Consider the following 25,984-nt stretch of genomic DNA (forward strand, 5'->3'; position numbering starts at 1 on the left):
TTACCGTGGCTGCTCGCCGGGCGCTAGCCAGCTGATTTCGGTAACAAGCTCATGGCGTGCTCCCGGCGCCAGGGTGATGGCATCCTCCCTCACATTGGCGGCTTCCAGGCACACCATACGCAGGTAGTCATCGTCATTGAAACGGGATAAACGCCGGGATTTTTCAATCCACGGATTCCATAATACCGCCGAGCTGCTGTGCTCGCGCCTGACCACGATGGTGCCATTGGGGGTGTGGAGTCGTTGCTGGCCAGCCAGTGCGTTGTATACCCGGTCGGTTTCCCGGTCAAAGTGCACATCGTCGGTTGTTTGCGCGTAAGGGCCTTTGGCAAATTCAATGTAGTGCGCCGAGCTGAAGCCACTGGCTATCAGTTGGTGAATGTCTCCAATGGGAAAATAACTGTGCAGCGCCTGGGTCAGGGTCACGGGGTGATGGTCCAGATTGACATTAATCAGGCTGACCCGGAGCGTTTGGCTCAGGCGGCAATGCAGTTCCAGCCGGGTGTCGTGGGGCCAGTAGATGCGGTCTTCATCAGTGATGGGCAGCAGGAACTTGAGGGTGACCACTTCATCCTGCACTTCACTGCCGATATGTTGCCAGCGGCGGTTGCGGGCAAAGCCATGCTGGGGCCAGCCGTGAGTGTCATGCTGGCCAAACCAGGGCCAGCATACCGGTATGCCGCCCCGGATGCCGTTGCCCGGCAGATAGTCATCCGCGGTTGATACCCACAGCAGCGGCGCTTGTCCGCGGGGGATAAAACGCTCCAGCTGGGCGCCTTGCAAAAAAATGCGGGCATCGCACAGCTTGCTGTGCACCTCTATGTATTCCAGTCCGTTTCCGTGGACACCGGTTGTGATCACCGCCATAAAATCCTCATGAAGCATGGCGCACATGTTTGGCGCCAAGTGACAGATACTGATGCTGTGCCCCGATGCTACCGTAATGCAAGCCAAGCGACACAGGCATGATTGCCCTATAGCTTACCGATTTTTAGCAAAAGCTTTAAGCATTTGATCTTTATGGACTGGGCAAAGCAGGGCAGATCTGGTACATCTGCCATCACGGATCATTAATGGAGCTTGCCAAGATGGATTTGAATTATGACCCCAACAATGTTTTTGCCCGTATTCTCCGGGGCGAATTGCCCTGCATAAGGGTGTATGAAGACGACGATACTCTGGCTTTTATGGATATCATGCCGCAAATGCCGGGGCACTTGCTGGTGTTGCCAAAAGCGCCAGCCGTGACGCTGTATCAGTTGCCGGACGAGGCCGCCTTGGCCTGCATGCGCACCCTCAAGAAAGTGGGCATGGCCTTGCAGCAAGCGCTCAATGTAGAGGGAACCACCGTGGTGCAGCATAATGGCAGTTTTGCCGGGCAAAGTGTGCCCCATGTGCATTTTCACCTGTTACCCGGGCCGCTAAAAGGGCTTAAACCCCATGCCCAAATCAGCGGTGATCAACAGCAAATGGCCGCGATTGCCGAGCGCATCCGGCATTACCTCAATGAATGACAGCAGGCGGCGCCGGCTTTTTTGTAACAGAACCTGACAGATTACCGCCGCAAGCCTGTTATTTATCCAAAAAGCGTGCTGTTTTTAAAACATAAAACTGAAAAAAAGCAGAATTTGGCACAATCTGCTAATTGGCTCGGTGGTCGCCTGTTTTCCCCGCAGGCGAAAAAATTTCTTGCCGCGCAGCGATTGTTCCTGCTTTGCAAAAATTGGTAAGGTTGATAGGAAATCCCATCAGGGCTGTCGCTCCCCGTTATCCGCCGTCGGGCGGATGATAATCATAACCATAAGCGGCGACAGAATCATGAAAAACGGAGTCATAATGCATAAAACACTAATTGCTACTGCCATTGGCGCAGCGCTGCTTTTGGGCGCTTGCAGTGAGCAGAAATCCCAGGAAGCAACCCCGAAGGTTGCCCAGCAGCAAACCGCTGATGCGGGTAACATGACCGCAGCGGCCACAGCAAAAGATACCAAAAAAGTGGAAAACGTCTTACTTGAACCCAGCCGGCTGACCTTCCAGGCACCGCAATATGATCTGCTCACCAAAGCCGATTTCATGCCTGCCTTCAAGGCCGGCATTGCCGAGCACAATGCCCAGATTGCGGCTATTACCAATAACAGCGAAGCGCCTACCTTTGCCAATACCATTGTGGCCATGGAAAAAATCGGTGCCATTCTGGATCGCACCACCCGTGCTTTCTTCCTGTATTCCGGTTTACTGGCAGATGATGATGTCCAGAAAATGGAAGAGCAGGTGATGCCCATGCTCACCGAGCATTCAGACAACATCTACATGGATCCCAAGCTGTTTGCCCGGGTGCAAGCGGTTTATGACGCCAAGGACACGCTGACCGATCCGGTGGATCAGCGCCTGCTGCAACATTACTACGATCAATTTGTACGTGCCGGCGCCAAACTGAGCGATCAGGACAAAGCCCAACTGCGCGACTTGAATGGCCAGTTATCCAAACTGGGCACCGAATTCTCCCAAAACATCCTCAAGTCCTTTAAAAATGACACCATTCTGGTGACCGACAAAGCCCAGCTCAAAGGCCTTGGCGAAGATGAAATCGACGGCTTGGCCGCCGCTGCCAAAGCCGCAGGCAAGGAAGGGTATTTGATCTCCCTGGTGAACACCACCCGCCAGCCAATCTTGATGCACCTGGATAACCGCGAGCTGCGGCAAAAGATTTGGGAAACCTCCGCCAACCGTGCCCAAGGCAGCAACGGCCCACTGGTACTGCAGTTGGCTCAATTGCGCGCCGAAAAAGCTAAACTGCTGGGGTATGACACCTGGGCAGCTTATGTACTGGCTGACCAGATGGCAGGCAAGCCGGATGCGGTTTACAGCATGCTGGACAACCTGGCGCCCATGGCCGTAGCCAAGGCCAAGCTGGAAGCTGCCGACATCCAGAAAGAGATCAAGGCCGCTGGCGGTGATTTTGAACTCAAGCCCTGGGACTGGAACTACTACGCCGAAAAAGTGCGCAAAGTGAAATACGATTTGGATGAAGCCCAGATCAAACCTTACTTTGAATTTGACCGGGTGCTGAATGACGGTTTGTTCTTTGCCATGGGCAAATTGTACGGCATTACCTTCAAGCCCCGCACCGATCTGCCGGTATGGCATGAAGACGTGAAGGTATGGCAGGTATTCAACAAGGACGGCAGCCCGCTGGCATTGTTCTATTTGGACCCTTACGCCCGTGTGGGTAAAAACGGCGGCGCCTGGATGGATGAAATTGTCACCCAGAACTATCTGATGGATGGCAAGCCAGTAGTGTATAACGCCCTGAACATTCCAAAACCTGCTGCCGGACAGCCCACATTGCTGACCTTCGATGAAGTGATCACCATGTTCCATGAATTCGGGCATGCGGTACACGGGATGTTCTCAAAAGTGAAATACCCAAGCCTGGCCGGCACCTCCACTTCCCGTGACTTTGTGGAGTTCCCTTCACAGTTTAACGAAGATTGGGCCATCAACCCTGAAGTGCTGGCCAACTACGCCAAGAATTACCAGACAGGCGAGCCCATCCCGACTCAATTGCTGCAGAAAATCCGTGCGGCGGCCACCTTTAACCAGGGCTTCAACACCGTTGAATACTTGGGCTCGGCACTGCTGGACATGGAATGGCACTCCGTGAAAGCCGGCAGCAAAATCACGGATGTGAACGCTTTTGAAAAAGCCGCATTGGAAAAACACGGCATCTATTATGCGCCAGTGATGCCGCGTTATCGCTCCTGCTATTTCAGCCACGCTTTTGCCGGTGGCTATTCTGCCGGTTACTACGCTTACCTGTGGACAGAAGTCTTTGCTGCTGATGCCTTTGCCTACATGGGCGAGCATGGCGGCATGACCCAGAAAAATGGCGATAAATTCCGTGAAGACGTGCTCTCCAAAGGCAACAGCCAGGATTTGATGCAGGATTATCTTAACTTCCGCGGTAAAGAGCCGACCATTGATGCCCTGCTGAAGCGTCGTGGTTTAGTGGAGTAATCCATGCCTGACAAGGCTTTTTAGCATTGATGAACACCCGCCTTGTGCGGGTGTTTTTTTATGGCTAACCCGGGTGCCAGGTAATCCCTCAATTGGCTTTCTATGCCGTGCCGCTTGCATGTTGGCAGAGGCAAAATCCCCGTTCATTTTCATATGCTCTGCGCTGTGGCTTCCGCTGTTCAAATAATCTTGCATTGCATCTAACATTCGAGATGCTTAATAAACGTTATTTTTATCAATGCGTTGGCGCAATTTTTTGCAGGTGGGCAGACTTTTTTGAAATTTTTTTAAAAAAATGTGTAAGAAATGGCGGGCTTTTCACGACTACTTTTATGAACACTGACAAATGTGCTGGTTACCAGTGTTCACCTTAATCGTCGGAGCGGCATTTTCAGGATGACCGCGCTCCTTTAGGGCATGGATGCCGTGAATGAAAACAATCAAAAATCCAGATGATGATGTGATCTGTTAACGGAAAGCCCCGTCAACGTTTACATCCAGGTTAGTCCTTGAAGGAGTCAACATGAAAAAGTTAATCAGTCTTTGTCTGTTCGCCATGGTCAGTTTTGCCGCCAGTGCCGAAAAAATGCCGTTTACGGAAGCCCTGTATCAGCAGTATCAACAAAATGATGAAGTCTATCTGGTGGATGTGTTCGCCACCTGGTGCCCCACCTGCAAAAAACAGCAGCACATTCTTAATGAGTATTTCAAGGCACATCCAGACAGCCACATTAAAACGCTGGTGGTGGATTTTGATACTCAGAAATCCTGGGTTTCCCATTTTCGCGCCCCGCGGCAATCCACCTTGTTGCTTTACAAAGGCTCTGAGCAGTTATGGTTTTCCGTGGCAGAAACCAGCAAGCAGAAAATTTTTGACGCCTTGATGTCTGCTGACAACATGATGCCGGCCAAAGGGATGATGGACTCGGGCCACATGATGGAAAAAGGGCAGATGATGGAGAAAGGGAAGATGATGGAGAAAGGGAAGATGATGCCGGCCGACACCATGGCGGATAAAAAAATGATGTCGGAACACAACACCATGACAATGGAGAAACGATAACCATGGAATTTACGGCAGTTCCTTTAGCGTTTCTGGCGGGCATATTGAGTCTGGTATCGCCTTGTGTCTTGCCCATGATCCCGGCGGTCGCCGCCTCGGCCATGCAGTCTACCCGTTGGGGGCTGGTGACATTGTCTCTGGGGATCAGTGTGGCCTTTGCCCTGGCGGGTACCGTACTGACATTCCTGTTGCTAAACCTTGGCATTTCTACGGAGTGGTTGCGTTATTTCTCGGTGGCGCTGTTGCTGTTGATGGGGGCGACCTTGTTGTTGCCAAGCCTGGCGGACAAACTGGCATTCGGATTGTCACGGCTGACCAGCAAAGCTGCCAGCATCCAGATTGAGGGCACCTCCGCTGCCATGCAGTTTGTGATTGGCGCCTCGTTGGGATTGGTTTGGCTCCCTTGTGTGGGGCCAACGCTGGGAACTGCCATTGCCTTGGCATCCACCGGGCAAAACATGTTGATGGCCTTTGTGGTGATGTTGTCCTTTGGCATTGGCACGGCCATACCGCTGGTGGCATTGGGCTATTTTTCCGGTCATCAGTTAACCAAACTCAAAACATCAGGCAAGTTTGGTAAATATTTTCTCGGGATCACCCTGATATTGTTGGCACTGGTGATTATCACCGGCGTGGACCGGGTGCTGGAAACCTGGGCGCTGAATATTCTGCCGGACTGGGTCACCTCCATTTAAGCGGTGCTGGCCCGTTAAGTGTCATGCAAGCCAATGCCCTGTGAGAACAGGGCATTGTTTTTTGTGCAGCGCATCAACGGGGGAGTTATTTGGGTTCATCTTTCGGGGGATTGGCGGGGGGCTCTGTGGGTTCACCTTGGGCAAATTGCCGGCTGAGATGACGGATAACGCCCATCTGCTTGCCAAAATGGCGGCAGGCGGAGCACAAGGTGGTATGCACGCTCAGGGCCATTTTCTCTTTCAGTGATAACGGTCGCTCCTGGGCATCAGATAACAGCCGGGTTGCCTGTTTGCAGTTCATCATGATTGCTCTCCTTCACGAAACCATCTGTTTTCCAGACATTCCCGTAATCTCAGCCTGGCCCGATATAGCACCACATGCAGGTTGCTGGTGGAAATGTGCAGCGTTTGGCAAATTTCATCGCTATCCAGCTCAATGAATTCCCGCATCATGAACACACGCCCCATATGTTCCGGCAAGCCGTCAAGGCAGGCCTCGAACATCCGCCAGAAATGATCATCCTTGACCGATGACATGGGGGCAGACCAACTGCCGGGATGCTCATCGGCATGCCAAAATCCCCGCTCGTTGAATAACATGTCGGAAATGTCATCGGCCGTTTCATCACCCATGGCAGCGGTGTGGCCTTTACGCAAAACATCCACAATCTTGTGCTTTAAAATGGCAAATACCCAGGTTTTAAATGCGGCTTTTCGGCCAAAAGAGGCGATGTTTTGATGGGCGGCCATCAGGGCTTCCTGTACGGCATCTTCTGCCAGTGCGCCATCTTGCAGCTGCAATGTGGCAAAGCGCAGCATATCCCGCCGGATCTGGCTGATAAACGCAGGATCATCAAATCCCGCTAAATTGGGGGGCGTTGGGGCGGCGTTCGCGCTATTCAATTCCATTCACCGGGTCCTCTTCTGTCTGGGGTACTCTTCTGTATGGGATAATTGTCACGCCATGGGACATCAGCTCATAAGGTACACGAAATCGCCTGTAATTCATCCAAAAATCATCTTGGGCTGCATACTGTTCAGTATCGGCCATGGTGACATCCTGCCAAGCTGATGGCGTTGCCACCGTACCATTGATGGCGTCATTTTTTACGCATTTTTTACGGATGAGGCTTTCCCTGTTTGCTAAAGTAGCGCGGGTGACAATAAAAACATGACACAAAGAATGGCAACATTTGCGCAACATGCAACATCTTCGGCCAGATTGTTGGCGATTACCGGCAGTGCCCTGCTCATGGCTTATGCGCTGGATGTGTGGATGCAGTCTTCAATTGCCATCTTATTGATTTTGCAGTTGGCTGTTGCGTTGGTGGCGCTGTATTTGGGGGCCAGGTACGCTTATGTTTCGGCTTTCATCCAAGCTTTGGCGTTTAATTTCCTGTTTACCCATCCCCGCTATACATTGCAAATGCAGGCATCGGAGGACATGGTGAACCTGCTGGTGTTTTTACTGGTGGCCATCATTACCACCAAGTTGTCTGAACGCTACTACTTGCAGCAACAGAATTTAAGGCAGGAACAACTGCGCAACCGGATATTGCTGTCTGTATCCCATGATCTTCGCACGCCGTTATCTGCCATTATCGGCACATTGACCACCCTGAAAGCATATGATCAAAAACTGGTCAGCACGGAAAAGGACGAGCTGTTAACCAGTGCCATATCGGAAAGCCACCGTTTGCACCAGTATATTGAAAACCTGTTGCATGCCACCAAACTGCAATACGGCACCTTGAAGTGCCATAAAACCGAGCAGTCTTTGGTGAATATCGTAAAAAACATGCTGTCACGCTTTAAAGAGGACCGCGGGAGAATCGCATTTGATTATCCGGACAATATGCCACTGGTGAATGTTAGCGGCACGCTTGTTGAACAGGCACTGTTTAATGTGGTTGATAATGCCATTCGTTATTCGGCCAAAAACAGCAAAGTCCACATCGTCGCACTGTACGAAAACGGGCAGGTTACGGTGGCGGTCACGAATCAGGGCGACATGATCGCCGAAAGCCAAAAAGATAAAATATTCACGCTGTTTTACTCCAATAACCGGGATAGCGGCTCCGGTTTGGGCTTGTCCGTTGCCAAGGGGATTGTCAATGCCCATGGCGGTGATATTGACGTGCACTCATCCCCAAACGGCAATGTATTCAGGATAACGTTGCCCGTCCGTCAACCGGACTTGCTATCAGGCAAGGGCGCCGTGCCTGATGTTGGCCATCATTCAGCGCAAGGGTCGGATCTCAAGTGAGGTAAACATGGCTCACAATATATTGATTGTTGATGATGAACCCCAGATCCATAAATTTATCAGGATCTCCTTATTTGCAGAGGAGCTTGAATATCTGGGGGCCTACTCCATGGCAACCGCATATGAGATTTTTGACGCGCAAGCCGTGGATGTGATCGTGCTGGATTTGGGACTGCCAGACGGTGATGGCGCCAGTTTTTTACAGAAAATTCGTCAGCGAAGTAAAGTGCCGTGCTTGATTTTAACAGCCAGGGACGAAGAGGAGGAAAAAATCCGTTTGCTTGAGGTGGGCGCCAATGATTACCTGAGCAAACCTTTTGGCATCGGGGAGCTGATTGCCCGGATTAAAGTGTTAATCCGTGATTTGCCGGTCAGCGCCGAGACGGTGACTGACGAGTTGCAAGCCGGTCACATCCGCATGAAAAAAAGCACCAATCAGGTTTGGCTTGATGGCCGCGAAATTGACCTGACCCATAAAGAATTCGCTTGCCTTGAAATTTTGCTGAGCAATAAAAACAAACTGGTAAAACATACGGATTTAATCACCTTGGTTTGGGGCGATACCCATCAGGACGACACCCATTACAGCCGTATTATCATTCGTCAATTAAGGAAAAAACTGGGTGACAGTGCCGATAATCAAAGCATTATAAAAACTGAGCCGGGCATCGGATATCGGCTTATTTGTGAACCGCACAAATAAGGGCATTGATAATGAGTCTTGCCAAAAAAATCAGTAATCCAAGATTTACCACGATTATTCACCTGAGCAGTTTTTTGGTGATCATTTACAGCCTGACCATGTTTCCGCCCATTCTGGTGTCGTTGATATTCAAGGATTATCACGTATTTCCGTTTCTGGTGACATTCGCGATTGCCCTGTTCACCGGGGTGTTAGGCTGGTTATGGACCAGACGGAAAAGCCAATATTTGCAAAATCGTGACGGTTTTATGGTGGCTTGCCTGTTCTGGCTGATATTTTCCTTAATGAGCGCTTTGCCTTTTTATCTGGATCAGCGCCTGGAGATGAGCCTGACCGATGCGTTTTTTGAAGGGGTTTCCGGGATCACGACCACAGGCGCTTCCGTATTTTCCCATATCGACACGCTCCCCAAAGCCGTACTCTACTATCGCGCCCAGCTGAATTTTCTAGGGGGCTTGGGCATTATCGTCTTGGCAGTGGCCATCATGCCCTTTTTGGGCATTGGCGGTGCCAAACTTTATCAGTCGGAAATGCCAGGGCCCATGAAAGAGGAAAAAATGACGCCCAGACTGGTGGATACGGCCAGGGGGCTATGGGGGCTTTACAGCGCATTGGCGGTGGGCTGCGCTTTATCTTATTACATAACCGGCATGAGTGGTTTTGATGCCATATGCCACAGCCTGTCCACGGTGTCACTGGGCGGATTTTCCACCCATGGAGACAGCCTTGGCTACTATGACAGCCTGTCCATAGAGATGGTTGCCGGCATATTCTCCATCCTTGCCGCAATCAACTTTTCCCTGTATTACGTTGCATTGATTTCCAGAAGCCTGAAACCCATCTCCCAAAACGCCGAGTTCCGTTTTTTCCTGGTGATCTTATCCATCGTGGTGAGCATCAGCTGTGTGGAATTGCTCAGAAGTGAAGGGTTCGTCTCTCACGAAGCGTTGGTGCATGGTTTTTTTCAGGCCATTTCCGTGATGACGGACAACGGGCTGGGGGCGGCGGGTTACCCCAATGAAAATTGGCCGCGCCATGTGGTGTTGCTGTTGTTGGGGGCCAGCTTTTTTGGGGGGTGTTTCGGCTCCACCTGCGGTGGCATTAAAGCCGTGCGGTTTTTAATCCTTTATCGGCAGGGCAATATTGAAATCAGCCAATTGGTGCATCCCAATGCGGTGCTGAAAAACAAGCTGAACGGCCAGATGGTGTCTGAGCGGGTGGTGCGCTCCGTGTGGGGGCTGTTTTTTCTTTACGTGTTTTTTAGCTGCGTGTTCATCTGGGGACTGGTAGCCATCGGAAATGATTTGCAAACCGCTTTTGGTACGGTAGCGGCCTGCATCAATAACATGGGGATTGGCTATGGGGATACCTCTTCCGGGTTTGGCGGCTTACAGGATGGGGCCAAATGGCTCATGTGCGTGGCCATGCTGTTTGGGCGTCTGGAGGTGTTTCCCATTTTGATTGTGTTTTCCAAAGCTTACTGGGGTTACTAACGGGTGTGTTGCCAAGGTGAACCTGACTGCTGCCATTGTGCGCGGTTTTGATGGCAGGGGCTGCCAGGTTTTGTTGTCCTTACACTCTTGTGCACAAGCCGTTAACAATTTGATTAGTGGATAACTTAAAGTTGTGTATGATGGGAAAGATGCAGGCGCGGGCGTCAATTATCTGCGCGCCATGGCATCGGGTTTGATATGATTGTTCGGCCTAAAAAACAACTAGAATGCCAATTTCAATACGGATTTGGATACTGGGCGTTAACGCGGGCACCACGGATTTTCCCATCAAGAATGGATGCAAAAAGGTAGGAATCGTTCATCAATGAAGTGTTGGAAGCATTGGTTGGCATTGTTCGCGCTGATAGTGATTTCTGGCATACCGTCATCAAGGGTGCTAGCAGCGGATGCTGGCAGCATCGCGCCGCTAAATCGTTATTTCAAAGAGATCTGGACAACCCGTCAGGGGCTTCCCCATAACACCATCAACAGCATTAATCAGACGCCAGAAGGGTATTTGTGGCTTACCAGTTGGGAAGGGGTAGCCCGCTTTAACGGCTATAAATTCAAAATGTTCGGGCGCGACAACACCACAGGCTTGCCGGATGTGGGCACCCGAAGCTCCTACCTTGATCGTCACGGCCGCCTGATTATTGGCGGTGCCAGAGGCGGGCTTACCTCCATCAAAGACGGCATATGGCACCCGCTTGCGCCCGGTGGGGTGCTTATCAATGCCATTTGGGTTGATGATACGGACACCATGTGGTTTGGCACCGAAGGCGGCGGCATGTTTTGCCAGCGTCCAGACGGCTCGCGCCAAACCTGGGGCACGGCCCAGGGACTCCCCAGCAATACCATTTACGGCTTTGCCAAAGCGGCGGACAACGGCATGTGGATTGGTACGGCCAAAGGCTTGGTCTTGTGGCAGCATGGCCGTTTTCAGCGGGTATCAGCCCTCCATGAAACCCCGGTGTTTGATCTGCTAAATACCCCAGACGGGCTGATTATTGCCGGTGAAAATGGCGTCTGGCAGCAACAGGCCAACACCATTACGGCGCTGCATCCCCAATTGCATAATGTGGCGGTATCTCAGCTGATGCGTGATCATCAGGGCAGTTTATGGATGGGCACGGTGCAAAAAGGGGTGTTTCGGCTCAGTCACCGCTATGGGCTTGAGCATCTGGATGTGAATCACGGCATGCCCAGCAACCGGGTGCTGGATATATTTGAGGACAAAGAGCGCAGTGTCTGGATTGGCACCAATGGCGGCTTGTTCCGTTTGCGTGACGCGCCATTTTCCACCATTACCACCGAGCAGGGGCTGGCAGGCAATTATGTGCGGGCACTATTGGCGGCAGATAACGGCGATATCTGGGTTGGCACTTCCCGGGGCCTAAGCCGCTATTCTCCAACGGTTGGCAAAGTGACCGAGCAGGTGCTTGGGGGCGAGTCCATTCTCAGTTTGGCTCCCATGGATAAGAATCGGTTATTGATTGGCACCTACACCTCCGGGGTTTTTCTGTATGAAAACGGCCAAACCCGGCTGTTGGTAGACCGGGACTCCGGGCTTATTTCCAATGAGGTGCGGGCCTTGTTGCAGGCGCCGGATGGCAGTGTCTGGATAGGCACAGCCCAGGGGCTGGCCCATTGGCAGCATGGCAAAATTCGCAACCTCACCACCCTTAACGGTTTACCAGGCAACTTTGTGGTGGCCCTGCATTATGGTAAGCAGCAGCTGTGGGTGGGTACCGGCACTGGCATTGCCAGTTATCGACAGGGCAAGTTTACGCCAATTCCCTTGCAGTCGTTTGATGAAGCGGAATACGTGTTTGGGTTTTACGCCCAGCCCGATAAGGGGTTGCTGTGGGCGGCAACGGACAGGGGATTGCTGCGTCACCGGCTGGATAACGGCCAGACGGCATTGATTGGGCGTCGTAACGGCTTGCCGTTTGACAAATATTTCCAGCTGCAGATTGACGGTTTTGGCAATATCTGGATGACCAGTAACCGGGGCGTATTGCGATTTAGCGAAGCGGATGCCAACGCGGTGGCTGACGGGCAAATCAGCCAGTTGCCCACCGTGCTCTACGGTGAAAGCGATGGCATGTTGAGCGCTCAGGCCAATGGCGGCTCCAATCCTACCATGATCCAGCAACGCAACGGCACCGTATGGATGGCCACGGCCATGGGGGTGGCATCGGTAAAACCCCAGCGGTTGCAGCAGTTTAATGAATACATCCCCCAAGTGGTGGTGGAACGTATCTTGTTGGATGATCAAGCGGTACCGCTTAGCGGCCACCTCACGCTGGGGCCACAGGTACAACGGTTGCAAATCCAGTACGCCGGCTTGAGCTTTATCATGCCTACCCGATTGCAATACCGCACCATGCTGGAGGGATTCGAGCAAGAATGGCGGGACAAATCTGGGCAAAATCAGGTGGAATTCACCAACCTGGCACCGGGGCAATACCGGCTGAACATTGAATCCGCCAATCCCGGTGGTCGCTGGAGCAAAGCGGCCTATCTGGTGATTGAAAAACAGCCCTATTGGTGGCAAACCTTATGGGCAAAATATATGGCGGTGGTGGTAATGCTGCTGCTGGTGATAGGGTTTACCTACTGGCGCACTGCCAGTTTGCGCCGCTCCGAGCAGTTGCTGTTGCGGCAGGTGGCGCATAAAACCGCCAAGTTGCAACAACAGGCCGCAGTGCTGGAAAATGCCAATCAGGAAAAATCCCAGTTATTGGTGCAATTGCAGCAGCAAGCACTGGCACTGGAAGTGCAGGCCAAACAGGATGCGCTGACAGGTTTGGCCAATCGCCGCGCATTTGATGAATATTTCGCCCGGGAATTCACCCGCGCCAAACACCTGTTGCAACCGTTAAGCCTGGTGTTTATCGATATTGACCATTTCAAGCGGGTCAATGACAAATACTCCCATGGCATTGGCGATCAGGTATTGATCCGTTTGGCGCAGCAATTGAAAAAACATTGCCGGGCCACCGATTCAGCCGCCCGCTGGGGCGGAGAGGAGTTTGCCTTATTGTTGCCAAATACCAGCCGTGAGCAAGCCATGCAGTATTGTGAGCGGCTGCGTCAGGGGATTGCCATGATGGATTGCAGTGATATTGCCATGGGGTTGAGCCTGACCGTCAGTATCGGCCTTGCCTGCTCTGATGATGTGGCAGAATCCTGGCAGTTATTAAACGCGGTGGACAATACCCTGTATAGCGCCAAAAACAATGGCCGCAATCGGGTGGAATGCTACCAGTGTCCCGCCGGGTAACGGCATTGTGCGGGCAAAGGGTGAAAAAGGGCAAATCACACATGATTTGCCCTTGATGTAACAAGGCCAAGCGCCGGTTTGTTATCCCCAACGCTCATCAACGATGGGTTTCAGGCCGTTTTGGATGGTTGCTTGCGGCATAACCACAACGCCAACACCATGAAAATGCAGCCCAGCAGCAGCCGGGGCCAGTCTTGCAAGTGTCCGTGCCAGAACATCACATTGACTAAAATGCCTGCCGGGATCAGCATGTTGTTCATTACCGCCAACTGCTGGGCATTGACCTGGGTGGAGCCGTAACTCCAGCCAAGGTATCCCAAACCGGAGGTGATGATCCCCAGCCACAGCAATACGCCCCATTGCAGGGGTGTGGCGGGTAACTTTGTCCAGTCCGCCCACAGCAGCATGGCACCGGCACTCATCACTGCCGCCCCCAGAAAAAACCAGAAAAACCGGCTGCGATGGGGCAGCGGATTACTGCGGCTTTGGTGGCGATACCACACTTGTCCAAAAGCAAAACAGGCATTGGCAGCTTGGATCAACATGAACCCTTTCCAGTAACCATCGCTCAACTCTGTCCAGCGGATCACGGCCGCACCCGCCACTGCCAAGAGTGCCGGTGCCCATAGCCTTTTAGGCCAGCGCCTGGCAAGTACATCGGCAAACAGGCTCACATACAGCGGGGTGAAAATGGTAAACAGCAATAGCTCCGGCACCGTCAGGTAGTGGTAACTCTGGTAAAGAAACAGGTAGGTCATGCCTATTTCAATGGCGCCGGTCGCCATCATCATGCTGGCCTGGCGCCAGGGAACAGCGCGAAAGAATGGCACGAATATCAGCAGTGCCAATAACATGCGAGACGTGACGGCTACATAGTCATCCACCTGCCCAGAAAGGTAAGCCCCAATAAGGGAAAAGGAAAATGCCCAAAGAAGCGTGATAATCCAAAGCAGTGGCATGGTGAGTTCCTGAGGTAACCACCTTTCGCATGGCAAGGTGGGCAAGTGATACATAATGATGGCGCAATGAAAACGCTGGCAGTTTATCAGGTATCTGTCATGCTGGTGGTTGACTGATGGTTAAATTGCATACTTCCTGTTGTAACGGTGCTATTGGCCTGGGCATGGCAGAGGCCTTTCTGACGATGGCAGCGCTGCATTTTGGGTAGGCGTTGTATGAGGCCAATGCGAGTTTGGTATGTTGCCCTTACAGTTGCATGGCTGTGGTAAACACCTCAAATATGTGAGCTGGCTCCTGAAAGAGCGCTCATAACCACAATGGTTCAATGGCTTTTTTTAAGGCGTGGATGCTAAGATCGAAAATTAAGGCGTTATGGCGAAAAAACCGCAAAGGTTGTAGATAACGTACATCAGGTCACAGCCGGGAATTGGAGGTAGCAGTGCAGGCGTATGAATGCCTATGTTGCTGCTTTCCCGACGGTGAGGCTGCCGGTATCCGGTGCTCGGGTACCGGCAGTTTTTTTATGGGTGTGCCCATGATTGCGATGATGGGGATGGCGCCAGGTTTAACGGCATGCGACAGGGCAAAATGCCGGACATTTCCTGCTGGCGCTGGACAGCGGACAGTACATTTTCAATAATGCCTTTTTCATTAACACGGCTTTGGGCCGTGTCGCTGCAGGTTATCATGCCAATCATTTCCAACATACATCACCTGCAGTCATTACCGGCGCGGCTGTTGCGGCGGCTATCAGAAGAGGACATTTCATGAAAAAATCCCTAATTGCATTGGCGCTGGGCGGGTTACTCACATTGCCCATGCTCCCGGCCGGTGCGGCCAATTCTCCCGTTGCCACATATAACCTGCAACAACAGCGCAATAAAATTGTACCGGTACAGATGCAGGTGAATACGGCATTTTTGAGCGATGAGCAAAAACAGGTGGTCAACAAGCTGATCCAGGCCGCCCGCTTGATGAGTGACATTTATCTGCGTCAGGTAAATGAAAAAAATCCACACATTCGCCAGCAAATTGCCAGCAGTCACCTGCCGGAAAAAGCCTTGCTGCTGGAGATGTTTGATGAGCATTTTGGCCCGTGGGATAATCTGGCAGCAGGGCATCCCTTTTTTGGCGGCAAAAAGAATGCGCCCGGTGCCGGTTTTTATCCCCAGGATTTGACCAAAGCCGAATTTAACGCCTGGCTGGCACAGCACCCCCAGGATAAAGCCGCCTTCACCAGCCTGTATACGGTGATCCGTCGGCAAGGTGAGCGGCTGGTGGCCATTCCCTACAGCGAATATTACCGCCAGTGGTTGGCACCTGCAGCTGAATTGCTGCAAGAGGCTGCGGCCATCACCACCAACCCCAGTTTGAAAAAGTTTTTGCAGCTGCGGGCTGAAGCGTTTCTCAGTGATGATTATTTTGCCTCTGAAATTGCCTGGATGGAGTTGAAAGACACACCCATTGAAGTGGCTATTGGCCCCTATGAAACCTATACCGACGGTTTGTTTGGCAATAAAACCGCCTTTGAAGCCTTTGTGACCATTAAGGATCCGCAGGCATCCGCCAAACTGGATCGCTTCAAAAAATACCTGCGGGATATGGAAGCCAACCTGCCGGTGCCTGACAGTTATAAAAATTTCAAACGGGGTTTTGCATCACCCATTGCCGTGGCCGATCAGATCCAGGGCGGCGGCGACAATGTGCCTGGCGTGCAGACCATCGCCTTTAACTTGCCCAATGATGAGCGGGTCAGGGAAGCCAAAGGGGCAAAAAAGGTATTGCTGAACAATGTGATGGCAGCAAAATTCGAACGCATCATGAAACCCATGGCCGCTCATATCCTGATCCCGGAACAGGCAAAGTTGCTGGATCAGCAATATTTCGGGTATGAAACCCTGTTTCATGAGCTGTCCCATTCATTGGGGCCTGGCTCGATTGTGAAAAATGGCCAGCCCACAACCGTGGCAGCCCAGTTACAGGAGCTTTATTCCGGTATTGAAGAGGGTAAAGCGGATGTAATGGGGGCTTATAACATCTTGTTTTTGATGCACAAAGGCGAGCTGCCGCTGGCGGAGAAAAATAATCTGCTGGCCACTTACATTGCCGGACTATTTCGCTCCATGCGTTTTGGGGTGCACGAAGCCCATGGCATCGGGGCGGCATATCAGTACCGTTATTTCCGGGACAAAGGGGCATTGATGCTGCATGCCGACGGACTGTACCAGATAGACTTTGCCAAACTGGAGCAGGCCATCGGGGCGCTGGTACATGATGTGGTGGTGCTGCAGGGGGACGGGGATTATCAGGCAGCCAAGGCATTTTTACAGAAATATGGCCAGCTTGATGATGGGGTGCGTCAGGTAAATGCCCGTTTGGAGAAGGTGCCCGTGGATATTCAGCCGATTTATCCCGCCAGGATTTGATGTGTTGGGCCATCGGACTGCCATTGGATATGTGCACTGAAAATAAAACCGGGCGCTCATCATCACGCCCGGTTTTCTGTTGCAAGCAGTTTTCTGTTCGGTAAGCCCAAGGTATGGGGTTTCGGGGCTTAACTGATCACGTCCCCGGTTAAAAACTGTAGGTAACCGATACCCCGACATTTCTCGGGTCGGCAACGGCCACATAACCTGTGGGGTAGGCCCGGCTGACGGCGCCGCGATTCACTATCGCCTGGGTATCAAACAGGTTATTGATAAAACCGGTAATCTGCCAATTGGCGGTTTTATAGCTGGCTTTCCAGCGCACCAGGGTGTAATCGCCGGCTTTTTGTGCCTGGGTGTTTTCAAAATCACCATAATATTCACCCACATAATTGGCACTGATAGCCGTGCTCAGCTCATTGGTGAGCCAATAGGTGAGCCCAAGATTACCGGTGAATGTGGGTGCGGAGTTAAGCTTGTTGCCATTGACGCCGGCATAGTCCGTACCGGCATTTTTAATGTCGCTATGGAGTAATCCTGCGGCGGTATTCAGCTCCAAATCCTCGGTCAGATTGGCATGTACGCTAAATTCAGCGCCGTAGGTGGCCACGTCATCCAGGTTGGTAATGTAACGGCTGGAGCTTAATGCCTGATAGCCGTCATAACGGTTGTAAAACAGGTTGGCACTGACGAACACCTTGTTGTCAGCCAGCGCGCTGCGGCTGCTCAGTTCATAGGTGGTGACCTTTTCTTCATCGTAATGGTAGTAGTTTTGCGCCGTGAAATTGAGTGCCCCACCGGCGGCGTTATAGCCCTGGCGAGCACTGAGCGCCAAGGTGGTGTCATCGGATGCATGGTATTGCAGGGCGACTTTGGGCAAAAAGATATGGGTTGTTTTATCCAGGTCGGCGTCAATGGCACCATAAATGAAATGCCGTGCCTGGTTTTCCCGCTCAAAACGGGCACCGGTAAGCAGGGTGAAACGGTCGCTCAGGACAACATTGACTTCACCATAGGCAGATAATGAATCACTGTCATCATCGCCGTGATAAGGATAGGCTCCGGTACTTAAAATATCGTGATCCCGCTGGAAGTAGGCCATGCCGATAAATCCGAAAATGTCACGGCTGTTTTTCCCGAAAGACAGTTTACTGTCCAGGGTATAGTTTTTTTCATCAAAGGAGAGTTGTTGCTGATCTGCCACCGTAGGCTCATAGCTGTCAAATCCCCATTGATAATCCATTACGGCAGCCAGTATTTCCAATTCCATATCATCATTGATGCGGTAATTGCTTTTTAAGCTGGTGGTAGCAACGTCGTTATTGATATTCCTGAAATAAAGTTTATTGAATTGGTCAATATTATCCGCTTTGTAATAACTGCGGCCAATATCGCCTTTTTCATCATTATCGGCATGGCTGAGCAAGAAGGTGAGTTTATCGCTCGGCGTCCATTTTAATTTGGCATTTATTCGGGTGGATTTTATCCCGTTCAAATTATACGTTGGCGGGTTGGTTGCATAGCCGCTGTCGTCGGTGAGGGTTTCACCATCCAGATGTTGTGCACTAAGGCGAAATGACAGGGTATTGTCAATCAACGGGCCAGAGACCACGGCGGCCGTATCCAGGTATTGTGCCTGATTGCGGTAACCCACACGCACGGCTCCTTCCCAGTCATCCGTAGGGTCCTTGGTCTTGATGTAAATGGCACCGGCAATGCTGTTACGGCCATTACTGGTGGATTGGGCGCCCCGATACACCTCCACCTGTTGGACATCCCATATGCCGCTATCGCCCGTATTGTCAGCCACAAAGGGCTGTGCCACGCCATCAACCAAAATGGCCACACGCCCTTTGGCACCGCCGGAAATGGAGTTGAAGCCCCCGGCAGAACCATTACCGCTCACGCCGCGGATATCCGGCAACACGCCAGCAACTGACACCACATTGGGGATGTCGGCAATGGCTTCGGTAAGGGATTTGAATTCGGTACTGTTAAGGACTTCTTCTGAAAGTACCGCCACGGAGGAGGTGGTGTCTTTCAATGATTTTTCGGTTTTTTCACCCACCACCACAATGCGTTCTATTTTGCTGGCATCCAGGGCTGCATCATCAGCAATGGCGTAGTGGGCGGTGAGTGCTGTGGAAATGGCAATGGCCAGGGGTAATTTGGCTGACTGTAGAAAGGTTATCATCATTATTCTCCGGAACTGTATTTTTAAGTATCGGGTGATGTTGGTTAATTTAACGTTATGTTTTTATTGAATTCGATTATGCTTTTTTATAAAAAAGCTTATTAAAACGGCTGCATTTCCGGTCAAATTTTCAATGGCAATGAACATTGATGAAATAAATGCCAATATCAAAAAATGCGGCTGGTAATATTGCCTTTGGCATCAGAAACATTCTTTTTGGCGAAAAAATCCCGTAGCTGACAATTACATCAGCCAAGTCATTTGGCGCGCTGTATTAATCTCTGGATATTCGGTATTCGGGGCTATGTGATATGACCGTTACCTGTCGCTGTGTTTTGCGCTAATCTAACGGCTTTTAAAATCAATTACAAATGATATTTATTTTCATTTGTAATTGATTGAGTGTGTGGGCGTGATTTGTATAAGAGATAAAAATTAAAGTTCAATAAAACAATAAGTTATATCAATTTTGGGCAGGGTGTTGATGCGGGTGGCCAGCAGGTGTCAGGGGGCTGCGCAATGGCAGCAGTAAAGCATGCATCATCATGGTGGTAGGCAAAATGGGGATTATGTGACTGGCACGGCTCGTTCCAGTGCATCTTGGCAGGGGCGTTGCGCCGGATGAAATGTGACGGGGCATTATCCGGCATTTGAGTTGTTACTGTTTCCAGATACCCGCATTCACCCTTTGGGAAGAGGTGGTCGCGTTAGCACTTTTTTGGGGCGCTTTGGCCGGCTCGGGAGCTTGTCGCAGGTAATCCGGAATGGCAATGCCTTTCATGGTGAGGTACAAGCGTTCCGCCTTGGCGCGGGCCCATGGGGTTTTGCGCAGAAATTTCAAGCTGGATTTGAGGCTTGGCTCATGGCTGAAACAACGAACGCGGATGTGCTGCGCCAGTCCGTCAAAGCCATAGTGGGCAATCAGGGCTTTGAGAATGTTCTCAAGGGTAAGCCCGTGCAGGGGATCTTTACTGGCGGCCTGATTGTCAGGGGGTGTTGTCAAAAGAAAAACCTCACATCAAGGGGAAACTGCGCACATGGTAGCATGATTCACCGGTTAACATGAGGTTTTAGGTGGCCGCTTATGGTATCGGCACCAAGCGCAGGCTTAGTTAAGCTGCGCCTTGAACGTTGTCAGTTGCTGATAGCCCCCGGCGTTGTAAACATGGATATAGCCCGCTTTTTCCAGCGCGGCCTTGGCCACATCGGCCCGGCGGCCACTGCGGCAATACAGCACCAGTGACTGCTGGGCATTTACACCCAGTTGTTGCAGCATGGGCACAATGTTCTCGTAGGGAATGTTGTGCGCTTGAGGCAAATGCCCGGTGGCAAATTCCTCTGCAGTGCGCACATCAATCACCATGGCGCCTTTGGCAATCTTGCCATAGGCCACACCGGCATCCGCCGTGGTGTTACTGGCCAATGCCTGGGGGGCGAGCAATAACAAGGCCGCCAGCAAGGCGGCACAGTTGATTTTCAACATGACTTAAAATGTCCGGTTATTTCCCTTGGGCGATTTCCGCTTCGGTTTTCATGCCCAGTTTGCGCATCAACATGCTGGCAGGGCAGAAGCGGGTAAACGCACTTTGGAACAGGTTGGCACCGACAAACAGTGTCAACCAGAAAAAAGCATGGTGAACGGTGGCGGTTAACAGCATCGACAACATTACCATAAAACCGGCAAACGCCATAGTGGCACGTTCTACAGACATATTCAGCTCCTTCGGCCTATTGAGCCATTTGGGTTAAATGTGCAATACGGTTACGCATTGCAGCGTAATAGAGTACGGGGATCACCACCAGGGTCAGCAAGGTGGAGATGAAAATACCAAAGATTAAACTGATGGCCAGCCCATTGAAGATGGGATCATCCAGAATGAACAGGGCGCCAATCATGGCCGCCAGCGCGGTGAGGATAATTGGCTTGGCACGCACGGCGCCTGAGTGGATGACTGCCTCCTCAAAAGGTTTGCCTGCGGCGGTTTCCAGATTGATAAAGTCCACCAACAATATGGAGTTACGCACGATAATCCCTGCTAGGGCAATCATCCCAATCATAGATGTGGCGGTAAACTGGGCACCCAGCAAGGCATGGCCCGGCATTACGCCGATAATGGTCAGCGGAATGGGCGCCATGATAATCAAGGGCACCAGATAGGAGCGGAAATGGGCCACTACCAGCAGATAGATGGCTATCATGCCCACGCCGTAGGCAATGCCCATGTCGCGGAAGGTTTCGTAGGTGATTTTCCACTCACCGTCCCATTTCACGCTTACCGCATTCAAGCCGTCCGGTTGCTGCACGTAGTACTGGCTGAATCCCAGCCCCTCTGGACTGTCGATATCCGCCGCCATTTCAAACATGCCGTACAAGGGGCTGTCAAACGGGCCGGCCATGTCTGCCACCACCATGATCATGGGCACCATGTTCTTGTGGATGATGGGCATGTCGATGCTGCCTTTATGGATGGATACCAGCTCTGACAGGGGCACGGTACCGCCAAACTGGCTGTCGAGTTTCATCGACAATACCTGGGTCAGGTTGGGTTTGTCGGCATCATGCAACTCCAAACGGATGGGCACAGGCGATTTTTGCATCCCTTTGTGCAGTACATTCACATCCTTGCCGCCCACGGAGGTGGCCACCATATCCACGATGTTGGCATAGGGCACGCCGAGCAGGCTGGCCTTGCTGCGATCAATGTTCACCTGCCATTTTTCCTGTTGGGCCGGCAAGTAAATGTCAATGTCCACCACATGCTGGGTTTTATGGAACAGTGCCATTAACTCTTGTGCGGCTTGCTCCCGGATGGATTCGCTGGGGCCGTAAACTTCCGCCACAATCGGCGCCCATACCGGTGGACCTGGAGGCACTTCCACCACCTTCACGTTGGCATTGAATTTTTTGCCTATCTCTTGCAGTGGGCCGCGTACCGCCAATGAAATATCATGGCTGGCCCGATCCCGGTGATGCTTGTCGGTAAGGTTCACCTGGATATCACCGGCTTCCTGGGTGCTGCGCTGGAAGTAATGCCGCACCAGACCGTTAAAGTTGATGGGCGCATGAGTGCCGGCATAAAGCTGCATGTTGCGCACTTCCGGTACGGTGGCAAGATAGCCCGATAACGCTTTAAGCACTTTCTCGGTTTGTTCTACTGGCGTACCTTCCGGCATGTCGACAATCACCTGAAACTCGGATTTGTTGTCAAAAGGCATCATTTTCAGCACAACCAGCTGAACCACCGGTAGTGCCACGGCAATCATGATCAGCGCTGCCACCCCGCCGGCCAGCCCCACCCGCGCCTTGCGGCTTTCGAGGAAGGGCTTGATGAGCCGGGTAAAAATGCTCAGCATTTTGGGGTTTACCGCATCGGGATTATGGGTTTCACCTTCATGATGGTTTTTCAGTAGATGGCGACTCAGCCAAGGGGTGACCACAAATGCCACACACAGGGAAATGAGCATGCCCATACTGGCGTTGATGGGAATGGGGCTCATGTAAGGCCCCATCAGCCCGGAAACGAAAGCCATGGGCAGCAGGGCGGCAATCACGGTGAAGGTTGCCAAAATGGTGGGGCCGCCGACTTCATCCACGGCAACGGGAATGAGCTCTTTAAAGGAGCGTTTGCCCATGGCCATGTGCCGGTGGATGTTTTCCACCACCACAATGGCGTCGTCCACCAGGATCCCAATGGAGAATATCAAGGCAAACAGCGATACCCGGTTGAGGGTGAAACCATAGGCCCAGGAGGCAAACAGGGTAATGGCCAAGGTGATGCCAATGGCGACGCCCACCACTAACGCTTCACGCATGCCCATGGTAAACAGCACCAAGATAACCACGGCGGTGGTGGCAAATATCAGTTTGAATATCAACGTATTGGATTTGTCTGCCGCGGTAACGCCATAGTTGCGGGATACGGTGATGTTCACTTTTTCCGGGATCAGCACATTGCGGGTCTGGGCCACTTTTGCCAGCACCGCATCCGCCACATCCACGGCGTTCTCTCCGGGCTTTTTGCCAATGGCAATGGTGACGGCGGGGAACAGCCCTTGTTGCAGCTGGTTGCCATCACGCTCGGTATTGTAGTGCCAGGCGCTGGCGGTAGGCACATCGGCTTTCAGGCTGATATCCGCCAGATCCGACAGATACACCGGCACACCATGGCCGCTGCTGTCGGTGTTGACGGCAATGACCAGTTGCTTGACATCATCAATGGATTGCAAAAACTGCCCGGCCTGAACCTTGATTTCCTGGTTTCCCTGAATGAGCGATACGGGCATGGACACGGCATTGTTGGCGGTTAATGCGCTGCGGATCTTGTCGTAACTCACGCCGTAGTGGTTCATCCGTTGCGGGTCAATGCGTACATTGAGCACCAGGTCGTGGGGCGCCACGGTAGATACTTCACGGGTTCCGGGAATGCGTTTCAGCTCGGTTTCCAGCCCGTGTGCCACATGGGTCAGTTGCTGGGCCGACAGTTGGGGGTCTTCCGACCACAAGGTCAGGCTGACAATAGGCACATCATCAATGCCCATGGGCTTGATTTGGGGCTGGCCCACGCCGGCGGCCGCCGGCAACTTATCCAGATTGGAATAAATCTGGTTATAGAGTTTGACGATGGCTTCATTGCGGGGGATGCCCACTTTAAAAATCACGACGATAAGGGCGCCGTCAGGGCGGGAAAATGAATAGAGGGTGTCAATTCCCTTTATTTGGGAAATCACTTCCTCAGCAGGAAGCGTGACCAGTTGTTCCACCTCGGCGGGTTTGGCACCGGGGAAGGGGATGTACACGTCCGCAAAGGTGACATCAATCTGCGGCTCTTCCTCCTTTGGGGTGATCATGATGGCAAACAGCCCCATCAACAGCCCCAGCAGCGCCAGCAATGGCGTGATGGCACTGTCCTGGAACATGGCCGCAATCCGGCCGGAAATGCCGACTCCTGATGTTTTACTCATAACCTTGACTCCTGCTTACTGCTGCACAGGGTGGGAGAGCAATACCTGATAGGCATTGGCGGCAATCACGTCACCGGCACTCAAGCCTGCCTGCACTTCCACTTCATCGCCGCGGGTGGCACCCAGACGCACTTGCTGCAGGATGAAGTGATCTCCCTGCTGCAGATAAACGCCCGACAACTCGTTGACACTGTACAGCGCGCTGAGGGGAATGAAGGTGATTTCCCGCTCAGCTACCGGAAAACGGGCTTTTATCCAGCTGCCGGGCAGCAAGGCGGGCGTATTTTCCGGCAGCGGCAGACGCACTTTATAGGCATGGCTCTGGGTGTCGGTAAAGCCGAAGATGACAGGTTCCGTGACATGAAACTTGCGGCCGTCACTGAGGGAGACATCCACCGCACCAGCCTTGATCAAGGCTTCACGGTAACGCTGGGGCACTTCAATCACCGCCCGCATTTTACCGGTGGCAAAACCGGAGAGCAGCGGTTGCCCGGGGGCTACCGCTTCACCCACTTCCACATGGCGGGCGGTTACCACCCCGGCATAAGGGGCCGACACCACGGTGTACTTCAATGATTCACGGGCCTTGGTGATTTGAGCCAAAGCGGCACTGGCGGCCTGCTGGGCGGATTTGGCATTGGCTACCGCCTGATCCATGGCACCTTTGGAAATGGCGCCTTGGGGAAACAGGGTTTGGTAACGGGCAAGGGTTTTCTGGGCTTCCACATTCAGTGCCTGGGCCCGGGCATAACCGGCTTCAGCCGCGGCCAGTTCGGCTCCCTGCTCCTTGCTGGTGATTTCCAGCAAGGGGGCACCGGCCGGCACCAAGTCGTTCACGTCAAAATTGAGTTTGACGATGCGGCCACTGGTTTGGGCTGAAACCGTGGCGGATTTCACGGCTTCGAGGGTACCGTCCAGCACCAGCATATGAGGTGCTTTCTGGGAGACAACAGTCACAGTGGCGACATCTTTTGTCGCTGCTTTAAGTGTCGGGCTGGTAAGCAGTCCCAATCCCACCATCAGGGTGGTTAACAACAGTCCTCGCATAGGATTTATCTCTCAGAAACATATCTATGAGAAAATTCTAATGGAGTGGCGTTCAATACGCAACAGTGTACGTAAAAAATAAACCATTAGTAACACCTCAATTAATCAGCAAAAATTGGCCGGAAGCCCCGACCCGGGATTAATCTTTCAGGTAGTAGGTAAGGGTGGAAACCACTCTGACCTTTTTGATGTAAGGGGTGTTACTGTCCCGGTCGTTAATGGAAAACGTGCCCTGGCTGGCGGTCTTGATTTTGCCAATGGAGGATTGGGAATCCCGGGCAAATTTTTCCGCCACTTCACGGGCATTTTCGGTGGCCTGTTGCACCATTTGGGGTTTGATGCTGTTGAGCTGGGTATAGAGAAACTCCGTGCGATTGTCATAATCCTGAGCCACGGCAATGCCGTCTTTGGCAAGTTCCAGCAGCTTTTTACGGCTCTCCAGCACCTTGTTTATCTGATGGGTATAGACGGACAAGGTTACTTTGGCCTTGTAACGGTATTTTACGTTAGGGTCTGCATAGCCCTGGGCTTGCCGGTCCTGGGTAGAGGGTTGGGAGATGGTGATTTCTTCGGGGGTGAACCCTTGAGCCAGCAAAAACTGTTTTACCCGTTCGGTTTTCTGCTGCACCGATTCGTACAGGGTATTGAGGTTATTATCCACTTCATTGAAGCTCACCGGCCAAATCGCCACGTCGGCAGTGACTTCCTGCTCAGCCAGACCCTTTACGGTAACCACCCGGTCCATGGCCTTTATGGTGAGCAGGCTGTTGCCAATGCCACTGGCCAGCAGGTACAGCCCGCCACAGATAAATGCTCCCAGCAGCGCAGCGGCCAATACGGATTGCTTGTTCATCCCGGACTCCTTGTATGCG

At 52.2% G+C, this 25,984-nt stretch carries 21 protein-coding genes; 9 read left to right on the forward strand and 12 right to left on the reverse strand.

Features of this window, described 5'->3' with window-relative positions:
- Positions 1–867: a D-hexose-6-phosphate mutarotase gene (locus ACIDEJ_RS02490; protein ID WP_411986502.1), complete on the reverse strand. Its 867-nt coding sequence runs from the start codon at positions 865–867 to the stop codon at positions 1–3.
- Positions 868–1,088: 221 nt separating this feature from the next.
- Between ACIDEJ_RS02490 and ACIDEJ_RS02495 the strand changes: the two genes are divergently transcribed.
- From ACIDEJ_RS02495 to ACIDEJ_RS02510, 4 genes are all read left to right on the forward strand, one after another.
- A complete protein-coding gene (locus ACIDEJ_RS02495; RefSeq protein WP_411986503.1) occupies positions 1,089–1,514 on the forward strand; it encodes an HIT family protein in 426 nt (141 codons plus the stop codon).
- A 322-nt stretch (positions 1,515–1,836) separates the two neighbouring features.
- Positions 1,837–4,017: a M3 family metallopeptidase gene (locus ACIDEJ_RS02500; RefSeq protein WP_411986504.1), complete on the forward strand. Its 2,181-nt coding sequence runs from the start codon at positions 1,837–1,839 to the stop codon at positions 4,015–4,017.
- Between the two features lie 523 nt (positions 4,018–4,540).
- Positions 4,541–5,080 carry a thioredoxin family protein gene (locus ACIDEJ_RS02505; protein WP_411986505.1) on the forward strand — a complete coding sequence of 180 codons (540 nt, stop codon included), beginning with the start codon at positions 4,541–4,543 and terminating at the stop codon, positions 5,078–5,080.
- A gap of 2 nt (positions 5,081–5,082) precedes the next feature.
- Entirely contained in the window at positions 5,083–5,775 is a 693-nt protein-coding gene (locus ACIDEJ_RS02510) for a cytochrome c biogenesis CcdA family protein (protein WP_411986506.1), read from the forward strand.
- 85 nt (positions 5,776–5,860) lie between these two features.
- Here the strand turns inward: ACIDEJ_RS02510 and ACIDEJ_RS02515 are convergent, their stop codons facing one another.
- The 3 genes from ACIDEJ_RS02515 to ACIDEJ_RS02525 are packed head-to-tail and all read right to left on the reverse strand — an operon-like array spanning position 5,861 to position 6,979.
- Positions 5,861–6,079, reverse strand: a complete 219-nt coding sequence (locus ACIDEJ_RS02515; protein ID WP_411986507.1) for a zf-HC2 domain-containing protein — start codon at positions 6,077–6,079, stop codon at positions 5,861–5,863.
- Positions 6,076–6,684 (reverse strand): sigma-70 family RNA polymerase sigma factor, encoded by a 609-nt coding sequence (locus ACIDEJ_RS02520; RefSeq protein ID WP_411986508.1) that lies wholly within the window; start codon positions 6,682–6,684, stop codon positions 6,076–6,078. The genes ACIDEJ_RS02515 and ACIDEJ_RS02520 overlap by 4 nt, the downstream gene beginning before the upstream one ends.
- Positions 6,671–6,979: a hypothetical protein gene (locus ACIDEJ_RS02525; RefSeq protein ID WP_411986509.1), complete on the reverse strand. Its 309-nt coding sequence runs from the start codon at positions 6,977–6,979 to the stop codon at positions 6,671–6,673. The genes ACIDEJ_RS02520 and ACIDEJ_RS02525 overlap by 14 nt, the downstream gene beginning before the upstream one ends.
- Between ACIDEJ_RS02525 and ACIDEJ_RS02530 the strand changes: the two genes are divergently transcribed.
- The 4 genes from ACIDEJ_RS02530 (at position 6,959) to ACIDEJ_RS02545 (ending at position 13,523) form a co-directional block, all read left to right on the forward strand.
- The gene (locus ACIDEJ_RS02530) at positions 6,959–8,041 is read left to right on the forward strand and encodes a sensor histidine kinase (protein ID WP_411986510.1); all 1,083 of its coding nucleotides are present in this window, start codon (positions 6,959–6,961) and stop codon (positions 8,039–8,041) included. The genes ACIDEJ_RS02525 and ACIDEJ_RS02530 overlap by 21 nt on opposite strands.
- A 7-nt stretch (positions 8,042–8,048) precedes the next feature.
- Positions 8,049–8,744 (forward strand): response regulator transcription factor, encoded by a 696-nt coding sequence (locus ACIDEJ_RS02535; protein WP_411986511.1) that lies wholly within the window; start codon positions 8,049–8,051, stop codon positions 8,742–8,744.
- A gap of 11 nt (positions 8,745–8,755) precedes the next feature.
- The gene (locus ACIDEJ_RS02540; RefSeq protein ID WP_411986512.1) at positions 8,756–10,237 is read left to right on the forward strand and encodes a potassium transporter TrkG; all 1,482 of its coding nucleotides are present in this window, start codon (positions 8,756–8,758) and stop codon (positions 10,235–10,237) included.
- A 325-nt stretch (positions 10,238–10,562) separates the two neighbouring features.
- On the forward strand, positions 10,563–13,523 hold the full coding sequence (locus ACIDEJ_RS02545; RefSeq protein WP_411986513.1) for a ligand-binding sensor domain-containing diguanylate cyclase: 2,961 nt from the start codon (positions 10,563–10,565) through the stop codon (positions 13,521–13,523).
- A gap of 110 nt (positions 13,524–13,633) precedes the next feature.
- On the opposite strand, the gene ACIDEJ_RS02550 is transcribed toward ACIDEJ_RS02545, so the two are convergent.
- Complete coding sequence (locus ACIDEJ_RS02550; RefSeq protein ID WP_411986514.1) at positions 13,634–14,482, reverse strand: EamA family transporter; 849 nt, start codon at positions 14,480–14,482, stop codon at positions 13,634–13,636.
- Positions 14,483–15,250: 768 nt separating this feature from the next.
- On the opposite strand from ACIDEJ_RS02550, the gene ACIDEJ_RS02555 reads away from it, so the two are divergent.
- Positions 15,251–16,909, forward strand: coding sequence for a dipeptidyl-peptidase 3 family protein (locus ACIDEJ_RS02555; RefSeq protein ID WP_411986515.1), 1,659 nt, complete (start codon positions 15,251–15,253; stop codon positions 16,907–16,909).
- Positions 16,910–17,057: 148 nt separating this feature from the next.
- Here the strand turns inward: ACIDEJ_RS02555 and ACIDEJ_RS02560 are convergent, their stop codons facing one another.
- From ACIDEJ_RS02560 to ACIDEJ_RS02590, 7 genes are all read right to left on the reverse strand, one after another.
- Positions 17,058–19,106, reverse strand: a complete 2,049-nt coding sequence (locus ACIDEJ_RS02560; protein WP_411986516.1) for a TonB-dependent receptor — start codon at positions 19,104–19,106, stop codon at positions 17,058–17,060.
- Positions 19,107–19,761: 655 nt separating this feature from the next.
- Positions 19,762–20,106: a VF530 family protein gene (locus ACIDEJ_RS02565; RefSeq protein WP_411986517.1), complete on the reverse strand. Its 345-nt coding sequence runs from the start codon at positions 20,104–20,106 to the stop codon at positions 19,762–19,764.
- 105 nt (positions 20,107–20,211) lie between these two features.
- Positions 20,212–20,586, reverse strand: a complete 375-nt coding sequence (locus ACIDEJ_RS02570; RefSeq protein ID WP_411986518.1) for a rhodanese-like domain-containing protein — start codon at positions 20,584–20,586, stop codon at positions 20,212–20,214.
- Between the two features lie 16 nt (positions 20,587–20,602).
- Positions 20,603–20,815: a YgaP family membrane protein gene (locus ACIDEJ_RS02575; protein ID WP_411986519.1), complete on the reverse strand. Its 213-nt coding sequence runs from the start codon at positions 20,813–20,815 to the stop codon at positions 20,603–20,605.
- Between the two features lie 16 nt (positions 20,816–20,831).
- Positions 20,832–24,065 (reverse strand): efflux RND transporter permease subunit, encoded by a 3,234-nt coding sequence (locus tag ACIDEJ_RS02580; RefSeq protein ID WP_411986520.1) that lies wholly within the window; start codon positions 24,063–24,065, stop codon positions 20,832–20,834.
- A 15-nt stretch (positions 24,066–24,080) separates the two neighbouring features.
- Entirely contained in the window at positions 24,081–25,112 is a 1,032-nt protein-coding gene (locus ACIDEJ_RS02585) for an efflux RND transporter periplasmic adaptor subunit (protein WP_411986521.1), read from the reverse strand.
- A 139-nt stretch (positions 25,113–25,251) separates the two neighbouring features.
- Positions 25,252–25,965: an SIMPL domain-containing protein gene (locus tag ACIDEJ_RS02590; protein ID WP_411986522.1), complete on the reverse strand. Its 714-nt coding sequence runs from the start codon at positions 25,963–25,965 to the stop codon at positions 25,252–25,254.
- Between the last annotated feature and the right edge of the window lie 19 nt (positions 25,966–25,984).

It is taken from the genome of Shewanella mytili (genome assembly GCF_046765975.1).
Taxonomy (GTDB): Bacteria; Pseudomonadota; Gammaproteobacteria; order Enterobacterales; family Shewanellaceae; genus Shewanella; species Shewanella mytili.

What these genes read in the sequence shown, in the direction of transcription:
- ACIDEJ_RS02505 (WP_411986505.1), top strand. Translation starts at nt 4,541, where the DNA reads ATGAAAAAGTTAATCAGTCTTTGTCTGTTCGCCATGGTCAGTTTTGCC.
- ACIDEJ_RS02580 (WP_411986520.1), bottom strand. Translation starts at nt 24,065, where the DNA reads ATGAGTAAAACATCAGGAGTCGGCATTTCCGGCCGGATTGCGGCCATG.
- ACIDEJ_RS02500 (WP_411986504.1), top strand. Translation starts at nt 1,837, where the DNA reads ATGCATAAAACACTAATTGCTACTGCCATTGGCGCAGCGCTGCTTTTG.
- ACIDEJ_RS02575 (WP_411986519.1), bottom strand. Translation starts at nt 20,815, where the DNA reads ATGTCTGTAGAACGTGCCACTATGGCGTTTGCCGGTTTTATGGTAATG.
- ACIDEJ_RS02585 (WP_411986521.1), bottom strand. Translation starts at nt 25,112, where the DNA reads ATGCGAGGACTGTTGTTAACCACCCTGATGGTGGGATTGGGACTGCTT.
- ACIDEJ_RS02490 (WP_411986502.1), bottom strand. Translation starts at nt 867, where the DNA reads ATGGCGGTGATCACAACCGGTGTCCACGGAAACGGACTGGAATACATA.
- ACIDEJ_RS02560 (WP_411986516.1), bottom strand. Translation starts at nt 19,106, where the DNA reads ATGATGATAACCTTTCTACAGTCAGCCAAATTACCCCTGGCCATTGCC.
- ACIDEJ_RS02510 (WP_411986506.1), top strand. Translation starts at nt 5,083, where the DNA reads ATGGAATTTACGGCAGTTCCTTTAGCGTTTCTGGCGGGCATATTGAGT.
- ACIDEJ_RS02555 (WP_411986515.1), top strand. Translation starts at nt 15,251, where the DNA reads ATGAAAAAATCCCTAATTGCATTGGCGCTGGGCGGGTTACTCACATTG.
- ACIDEJ_RS02530 (WP_411986510.1), top strand. Translation starts at nt 6,959, where the DNA reads ATGGCAACATTTGCGCAACATGCAACATCTTCGGCCAGATTGTTGGCG.
- ACIDEJ_RS02545 (WP_411986513.1), top strand. Translation starts at nt 10,563, where the DNA reads ATGAAGTGTTGGAAGCATTGGTTGGCATTGTTCGCGCTGATAGTGATT.
- ACIDEJ_RS02520 (WP_411986508.1), bottom strand. Translation starts at nt 6,684, where the DNA reads ATGGAATTGAATAGCGCGAACGCCGCCCCAACGCCCCCCAATTTAGCG.
- ACIDEJ_RS02570 (WP_411986518.1), bottom strand. Translation starts at nt 20,586, where the DNA reads ATGTTGAAAATCAACTGTGCCGCCTTGCTGGCGGCCTTGTTATTGCTC.
- ACIDEJ_RS02515 (WP_411986507.1), bottom strand. Translation starts at nt 6,079, where the DNA reads ATGATGAACTGCAAACAGGCAACCCGGCTGTTATCTGATGCCCAGGAG.
- ACIDEJ_RS02540 (WP_411986512.1), top strand. Translation starts at nt 8,756, where the DNA reads ATGAGTCTTGCCAAAAAAATCAGTAATCCAAGATTTACCACGATTATT.
- ACIDEJ_RS02550 (WP_411986514.1), bottom strand. Translation starts at nt 14,482, where the DNA reads ATGCCACTGCTTTGGATTATCACGCTTCTTTGGGCATTTTCCTTTTCC.
- ACIDEJ_RS02590 (WP_411986522.1), bottom strand. Translation starts at nt 25,965, where the DNA reads ATGAACAAGCAATCCGTATTGGCCGCTGCGCTGCTGGGAGCATTTATC.
- ACIDEJ_RS02535 (WP_411986511.1), top strand. Translation starts at nt 8,049, where the DNA reads ATGGCTCACAATATATTGATTGTTGATGATGAACCCCAGATCCATAAA.
- ACIDEJ_RS02495 (WP_411986503.1), top strand. Translation starts at nt 1,089, where the DNA reads ATGGATTTGAATTATGACCCCAACAATGTTTTTGCCCGTATTCTCCGG.
- ACIDEJ_RS02525 (WP_411986509.1), bottom strand. Translation starts at nt 6,979, where the DNA reads ATGTTGCGCAAATGTTGCCATTCTTTGTGTCATGTTTTTATTGTCACC.